A 6,892-nucleotide genomic window follows, 5' to 3' on the forward strand; every position below is an offset into this window, starting at 1 on the left:
CGGTGCCGTCGCCACACGGAGGTCCGCGACGAGGCGCGCCGCGACGGCGGTCGCGATCTCCTCCGGCCCGCGCGCCCCGACGTCCAGGCCGGCGGGCGCCTCGAGGCGGACGTCCGCCGCGGCCCCCCCGAGCTCGGTCGCCGCCGCCGCGCGCAACGCCCCCGAGCGCGCGCGGCTCCCGACCGCCCCCACCCAGCGCACCCCGGCGCGCGACGCCGCCAATATCCCCGCCGCGTCCAACTCCAGGCGGTGCGACGCCACCAGCACCCGCGCGTCCGGCGCGAGGGCCGTCGCGGCCACGCCGCGCGCGTCGAGCGTGCGCACCGCCGGCCGGCGCCCCGCCGCCGCCGCGACGGCGTCCGCGGCCGCCGCCAGCGCGTCGCGGGCCGGCGCGAACCAGGTCACGTCCCAGCCGTGGAAGGTCAGGGTGCGCGCGACGGCGACCGCGTCGGCGTCCGCCCCGACCAGCACCAGCTCCGGTGGGGCCGGCGCGACGTGCGCCCACCCCCCGTCGACCGGTCGCAGGCGGGCGCGCACGTCGGGCGCGGCGGGCGCGAGCGGCGCCCCCTCCGCCGCGCGACGCAGCGAGGGCGGCGCCCCGTCGGAAACGATCCGCCGCTCGGGGGTCGCCCACGCGCACGTCCCCGCGTCGGTCCCCCAGCGCCGCGCAGGACGGCCGGCCGCCAGGGCGTCCGCCCACGCGTGCCACGCCGACCGGTCCCCCCCGGCGGGATCGATGCTCTCGGCGAGGACGGTGAGGACGCCGCCGCACGCGACCCCCAACCCGACCGGGTCGTCGTCGCGGAGATCCAGCCGCCAGGTGCGCGCCGGCGCGCCCCGCGTCACGGCGCGCGCGCGGGCGGCGACCTCCGCCTCCAGGCAGCCGCCCGACAGGCGGCCCGCCACCGGTGTCGGGGGCGGACCGTCCGGGAACGGGGCGGCCGCCGGCCACGCGAGCAGCAGCTGCGCTCCGGGCTCCGCGTAGCCGTGTCCCTCGCGCGCGAGCAGCGTCACCAGGACCGACGGGCGGCCCGCCTCCAGCTGCGCCGCGAGGGCGGCCCCCACCTCCCGCGGGGCGCCGACGCGCCCCCGACCGGCGGCGTTCACGTCCAGCGGGCCGGGAGGCTCCGCGCGCGCGGCCCGCCGGCCGCGACGACCGCGTTCGCGATCGACGCCGCCACCGGCCCGAGCGGCGGTTCGCCCATCCCGTGCGGCACGTCGTCGCCCTCGAGGATCACGACCTCGACGTCCGGCACGTCGCTCGCCCGCGCGATGGCGTAGGCGTCGAAGTTGCCGGGCGCCACCCGCCCGTCCTCCAGCGTGACGGCCTCGTGCAGCAGCGACGACACGCCCCACGCGACGGACCCCTCCACCTGCGCGCGGACGCCGTCCGGGTTCACGACCACCCCCGGGTCGACGGCGACGACCACCCGGTGCAGCGTCGGCGCGCCGTCGGCGAACGACGCCTCGGTCACCTGCGCGACGCAGGTCCCGACGTCCACCGACGTCGCGATCCCGCGCCCGCGCCCCGCGGGGAGCGGACCGCCCCAGTCCGCCGCCTCCGCCGCCGCGCGGAGCACGCCCGCCAACCGCCGCTGCACGTCGTCCTCGTCCTCGTTCAGGTGCGCCAAGCGGAAGGCCAGCGGGTCGGCCCCGGCGGCTGCGGCAAGCTCGTCCAGGAAACTCTCGGTCGCGAAGACGTTCGGCAGCAACCCCAGACCGCGCCACCAGCCGGTCGGCACCGGGAGCTCCACGCGCTCCGCGACGGTCGCGCGGCGCGCCATGCCGCCGTACGGCGACGTCGCGCCGCGCCACGCCCCGAAGTCCGCACCGAGGAGCGGCTGGGCGGCGGCGGGGAGGAAGGGGAACGCCACGTCGCCGCTCGCCTGTCGGTGCCGCCACGCCGCGACCCGCCCGTCCTCGAGGCGCGCCTCGAGCACGTTGTGGACCGGGGGGCGCAGGTACCCGTGCCGGAACTCCTCCTCGCGCGTCCAGGCGACGTGCACCGGCACGCCGCTCGCCCGGGAGAGCCGCGCGGCGTCGGTCGCCACCTCCACGTTGAGGCGCCGCCCGAACCCGCCCCCCAACCACGTCGCGGTGACCGACACCGCCTCCTTCGGGCGGTCGGTCGCGTCGGCCAGGAGGTCGCGCACCAACGTCGGGCTCTGCGTCGCGACGTACGCCTCGACGCGGTCCTCCGCGACGTGCACCAACGCCGCCTGCGGCTCGAGGTGCGCGTGCGCCGCCATCGCCGTTCGGAACGACGCGCGGACGTCGGTCCGTCCACGCAGGGCCCGCGTGGGGTCGCCGTCGCGCTGCACGACGACGCCCGCGCCGGGGTCCTCGTCGCCGCGGACGGTGCAGGCGGCGTCCACCGCCGCCTGCGTCACCGGCGTCTCCGGCCCCTCCCACGTCAGGTCGAGCGCCGCGACGCCCTTCGCCGCAGCGCTCCGGCGGGTCGCGACGACGCCGGCGAAGCCGTCCTCGATCACGACGTCCGTGACGCCGGGCACCTCCCGCGCGCCCCCCGGCGCGGCGGCGGCGAGGCGCGCCCCGAGGCGGGGCGGGCGCGCCACCGCGCCGTAGCGCATGCCCTCCATGCGGGCGTCCAGGCCGTACCCCCCCGTCCCGGCCAACTTCTCCGCCAGATCGACGCGGGGGCGGGCCCGCCCGATCTCGCGGTACGCCCCCTTCGCCTTGAACGGCGGGACGTCGTCGGGCGCCGCCTCGGGATCGAGGCGGTCGGCGACGTCCTCGTACGCGAGCGTCTCCCCCGGCCGCTCGCGATGCACGAGGCGGCCCTGGTCGGCGACGACGCCGCTGGCGTCGACGCCCCACGCCTCCGCCGCCGCGGCCCGCAGCATCGCCCGCGTGAGCGCCGCCGCCTCCCGCAGCGGCCCCCAACTCCCGGACACCGACGCGCTCGCGCCGGTCCCGTTGCGGTCGTCGAGGCCGCGGTCGGTCGGCGCGGAACGGACCGCGAGCCGGTCCAGCGGCAGCTCCAACTCCTCCGCCGCGATCTGCGCGAGGGCGGTGTGGATCCCCTGCCCCATCTCGACCTTCGCGAGGTACAGCGTCACGCCGGCGGTCGTGACCTCGATCCACGCGTCGGGTGGCGCCTCGATCCCGCCGGGCGGGGCGGCACCGTCCAGCGCCCGCGCGATCGCGAGGCGGCCGGCCGGCACCCCGAAGCGCCACCCGACCCACGCCCCGACCCCGACGACGGCCGTCCCGATCAGGAAGCCGCGGCGCGTGACGCGGGGGCCGCGTCGGGGACTCACGCGCCCTCCGCGTCGGAGCGGACGCGGGCGGCGGCGTCGCGCACCGCGCGGCGGAGGCGGGCGTACGTCCCGCAGCGGCACAGGTTCGCGTCCAGCCCGGCGATCAGGGACGCGTCGTCCACGCCCGGATCGGACTCGAGCGCGGCGGTGACCTGCATCTGCCAGCCGGACATGCACCACCCGCACTGCGGCACCTGGTGCTCGAGCAACGCCGCGCGGACGTGCGCCGCGACGCTGCCCGGCTCGGGCGGGGCGTCGACGGTGCGGACCTCGCGGCCCGCCACGACCGAGAGGGGGGTCTGGCACGACCGGACGGGGGCGCCGTCCAGCATCACGGTGCAGCTGCCGCAGATGCCCGCCCCGCACCCGTAGCGGGTCCCGGGCAGCGCCAGGTCGTCGCGGAGCACCCACAGGAGCGGTTCGTCGTCGGGGGCGTCGACCTGGACGGGTCGACCGTTCACGCGGAGCTCGGTCATGGGAGGAGCGTACGACGGCGGCCGGCGGGAGGACCGCAAGCGGGCGCACGACGCGGCGGGCTACGATGCCGCGCATGACCCCCGACGACGTTCGGACCGCGGCGGCGCGCCTCGCGGGACGCATCCACCGCACGCCGCTGCTGCCCCTCGCCGACGCCGGCCCGGCCCGCGTCGGGCCGGCCCTGTGGGCGAAACCGGAGAACCTCCAGCGCACCGGGTCGTTCAAGCTGCGCGGCGCGATGCACGCCCTCGCCGCGATGGACCCCGGCGTCCGCGCGCGGGGGGTCGTGACCCACTCCAGCGGGAATCACGGCCAGGCGCTCGCCGCTGCCGCCGCGGCGTTCGGGGTGCCGGCCACCGTGGTGATCCCCGAGGGCGCGCCCGACGTGAAGGTCGCGCGGACCGCGGCGTGGGGGGCGCGGGTGGTGCGCTGCGCGAACGACGACGCCGCCCGCACCGCCGTCGCCCAGGAGGCGGTGGACGCGACCGGGGGGACGTTGGTGCCGCCGTTCGATCACCCGTGGATCGTGGCGGGGCAGGGCACCGCCGCGTGGGAGGTCGCCGACGACCTGCCGGACGTCGCGAACGTCCTGGTGTGCGTCGGCGGGGGCGGCCTGTCGGCGGGGTCGGTGCTGGCGCTCCAGGAGCGGGCGCCCGGCGCGCGGGTGATCGGCGTCGAGCCGACGCTCGCCGCCGACGGTGCGGCGTCGCTGCGGACCGGCGAGCGCGTCACCTGGCCGGCGGCGGACGTGACGCGCACCGTCGCGGACGGCGTCCGTACGCAGGCGCTCGGGGCGGTCCCGTTCGAGATCCTGCGCGACGGCCTGCACGGCATCGTGACGGTCGACGAGGACGCGATCCTCGACGCCGCCGCCTGGTGGCTGCAGGTCGGCGGGCAGGTCGTGGAACCCACCGGCGCGCTCACGCTCGCGGCCTGGTGGCGGCTCGCGGCGGCGGGCGGTGGCGTGGACGGCGTGACCCTCCGCGACGGGCCGACGGTGCTGGTGATCAGCGGCGGGAACGCCGCACCGGACCGCTTGGCGTCGCTCGCCACCCGGCCGCTGCCCGACGCTCGCCCCTGACGACGTCCGCGCGGCGGGCTAGCATGGGGGCGTGCCGCTCCTGACCGCCGTCATCGGCCTCGCCTTCGCCGCCTTCCTGGCGGTGGCGTGGGCGACGTGGCGGACGCTGGATCTCGCCCGGCGGTCGCGCCGGCCCGACCCGCAGGACGACGCACGCGCGCGCCCGCCGACGCCCCGCGATGGGCGGGACGGGTCGGCGGGCGGTGAGGCGCGCTCGCGCGTCGAGCGGTCGGGGGCGGACCCCCTCGAGCGGTTCGTGCAGGCGAACGAACGGCGTCGCTGACGACGCCACCGACATCGATGCCACCGACACCGACGCCGCCGACGCCCCGGCCTCAGGCCGGGGTGAGCGCCTTCAGGCGGTCGTAGGCGGCGCGGGCGCGCGCCTCGAGCTGCGGGTCGCGACCCCGGCCCGCCATCATCATGTGCATCGTCGCGTGGCGCTGGTCGACGTCCCCGAAGATCGAACCGAGGATCTCGACCTCGGCGTTGGGGCGCAGGTTCGCGTCGTCGCGGAACATCGTCGTGTAGGTCAGTTCGAACTGCGCGTCGTCGATCTCGCCGTGCAGGTACTGCTCGAGGACCTGCAGGTACGGCGCGAGGTCGCTGCCCTGCGCCGCGCCGGTCTGCACCGCGTCCCCCTGGGCCGGCAGGCGCGCGAAGCCCTCCTGGAGGGTGTCGTGCGTGATGTTCCAGTTGTCGACGTCGAACACCGGTTCGCCGTCGCGGAACAGGATGACCTGCGGGCTCTCGTGCCGGATGCCGGTCTTGCTGGCGACGAGGTTGCTGGCGGGGCGGGCCTCGACGACGCGGATCACGCCGACCATCAGGTCCTCGCGCGGCTCCAGCCACTCCTGCAGGAAGCCGAAGCCCTGCATGGTCTTGTGGCACGTCCCGGCCTTGAACACGATGCTGGTCGGGTGGTCGGACAGAAACGCGTCCACGTCCTCGGGACTCGTCAGATTCACGATGCGGTCTCGCATGGGGTGCCTCCTCTCGGCGGTCCGGCGCTCAGGGTACGCGTGCGGCGCAGAGCCCGACGTCGCCGGCGCGCCCATCCTGACACGAACGCTCCGGGATCGCGGCCGCGTCGGCGACGGCGGCGTTCGTTGACCCCCTCCCCCCCGGTTGCTAGACTCGCGGGTGCGCGAAACACGGCCCCTGGAGGGGTGTCCGAGTGGTTGAAGGAGCGCGCCTGGAAAGCGCGTATGTCGTGCAAACGGCATCGAGGGTTCGAATCCCTCTCCCTCCGCCAGCCCGTACGGCCGGCGTCCCCCGGGACGCCGGCCGACGTCGTGGCACCCCCCGCCCCCGCGACGCGTGCCATCCTGCGCGCGTGACGTGGATCGTCTGGGGGCTCCTCGGGGGCCTCATCGCCTACCTCGCCGCCCGCAAGGGCCGGCGCGCCTGGGTGTGGTTCCTCTACGGCGTCGCGATCTGGCCGGTGGCGCTGCTGCACGTGTGGTGGATCGATCCGACGCCCGACGCGGTCCGGGCGCGCCTCGTCGCGAGCGGCGGGTGGCGCGCCTGCCCGCACTGCCGCGAGCTGGTGCGGGACGACGCGACCGCCTGCCCGCACTGTGGGCGCGACGTCGGGCTTCTGGACGTCGAACCTCGCGACGGCGGGCCGCCCCCGACCCTCCCGCCCACGTGACGCCGCCCCCGCGCGGGGCGCGGGGGCGGACGCGGCCCGCAGGCCGAACGGGTGGGGGCCCGGCCGGCGTCAGTCGGGGACGGCGAACAGGTCGCTGGCGGTGCCGGCGCCCTCGGCGTCGGCCGCGACGCGGGTCGCCTCGAGGGTCGCGTGGATGCGGTCGTCACCCTCGGTGCGGCGGAGGGTGCCGTCGAACCGGTCGCTGCCGGACCAGTCGAGCTCGTACCAGATGCGGCGCTCGGCGTTGCCGGCGGTCAGCTCGACGGTGGAGCCGCGCCGGAACCCGGTGAGCAGGGCGTCGGCGTCGCGGAACGTGACCGTCACGTACGGTCCGTCGGTCTCGACGGTCACGACGTCGGTCTGGACGACGCCGCGCCCGTCCTCGCCGGGCTGGTAGAT

General features: G+C 77.6%; 8 protein-coding genes and 1 tRNA gene. 4 read left to right on the forward strand and 5 right to left on the reverse strand.

Annotation, left to right across the window (positions count from 1 at the left end; genetic code table 11):
• The 3 genes from RI554_09730 to RI554_09740 form a co-directional block, all read right to left on the reverse strand.
• Positions 1 to 1,107, reverse strand: a 1,107-nt coding sequence (locus RI554_09730) for an XdhC family protein (protein MDR9392294.1), incomplete at its 3' end; no start/stop codon positions are given.
• Positions 1,104 to 3,281, reverse strand: coding sequence for a molybdopterin cofactor-binding domain-containing protein (locus tag RI554_09735; GenBank protein ID MDR9392295.1), 2,178 nt, complete (start codon positions 3,279 to 3,281; stop codon positions 1,104 to 1,106). The genes RI554_09730 and RI554_09735, both read right to left, overlap by 4 nt.
• Positions 3,278 to 3,757: a 2Fe-2S iron-sulfur cluster-binding protein gene (locus RI554_09740; GenBank protein ID MDR9392296.1), complete on the reverse strand. Its 480-nt coding sequence runs from the start codon at positions 3,755 to 3,757 to the stop codon at positions 3,278 to 3,280. The genes RI554_09735 and RI554_09740 overlap by 4 nt, the downstream gene beginning before the upstream one ends.
• Positions 3,758 to 3,831: 74 nt before the next feature.
• Between RI554_09740 and RI554_09745 the strand changes: the two genes are divergently transcribed.
• Both RI554_09745 and RI554_09750 read left to right on the forward strand, forming a co-directional pair.
• Positions 3,832 to 4,839, forward strand: a complete 1,008-nt coding sequence (locus tag RI554_09745) for a threonine/serine dehydratase (GenBank protein MDR9392297.1) — start codon at positions 3,832 to 3,834, stop codon at positions 4,837 to 4,839.
• Between the two features lie 31 nt (positions 4,840 to 4,870).
• A complete protein-coding gene (locus RI554_09750; GenBank protein MDR9392298.1) occupies positions 4,871 to 5,122 on the forward strand; it encodes a hypothetical protein in 252 nt (83 codons plus the stop codon).
• Positions 5,123 to 5,174: 52 nt separating this feature from the next.
• Here the strand turns inward: RI554_09750 and RI554_09755 are convergent, their stop codons facing one another.
• Complete coding sequence (locus tag RI554_09755) at positions 5,175 to 5,822, reverse strand: DUF2847 family protein (protein ID MDR9392299.1); 648 nt, start codon at positions 5,820 to 5,822, stop codon at positions 5,175 to 5,177.
• A 180-nt stretch (positions 5,823 to 6,002) separates the two neighbouring features.
• Here RI554_09755 and RI554_09760 point away from each other — a divergent pair.
• Positions 6,003 to 6,094: transfer RNA gene (locus RI554_09760), tRNA-Ser, on the forward strand.
• Between the two features lie 81 nt (positions 6,095 to 6,175).
• Complete coding sequence (locus RI554_09765; GenBank protein ID MDR9392300.1) at positions 6,176 to 6,493, forward strand: zinc ribbon domain-containing protein; 318 nt, start codon at positions 6,176 to 6,178, stop codon at positions 6,491 to 6,493.
• Between the two features lie 69 nt (positions 6,494 to 6,562).
• On the opposite strand, the gene RI554_09770 is transcribed toward RI554_09765, so the two are convergent.
• Positions 6,563 to 6,892 (reverse strand): hypothetical protein (locus RI554_09770; protein MDR9392301.1); only part of this gene is annotated, 330 nt, incomplete at its 5' end.

This window comes from Trueperaceae bacterium, assembly GCA_031581195.1.
In the GTDB taxonomy this organism is placed as follows: Bacteria; Deinococcota; Deinococci; order Deinococcales; family Trueperaceae; genus SLSQ01.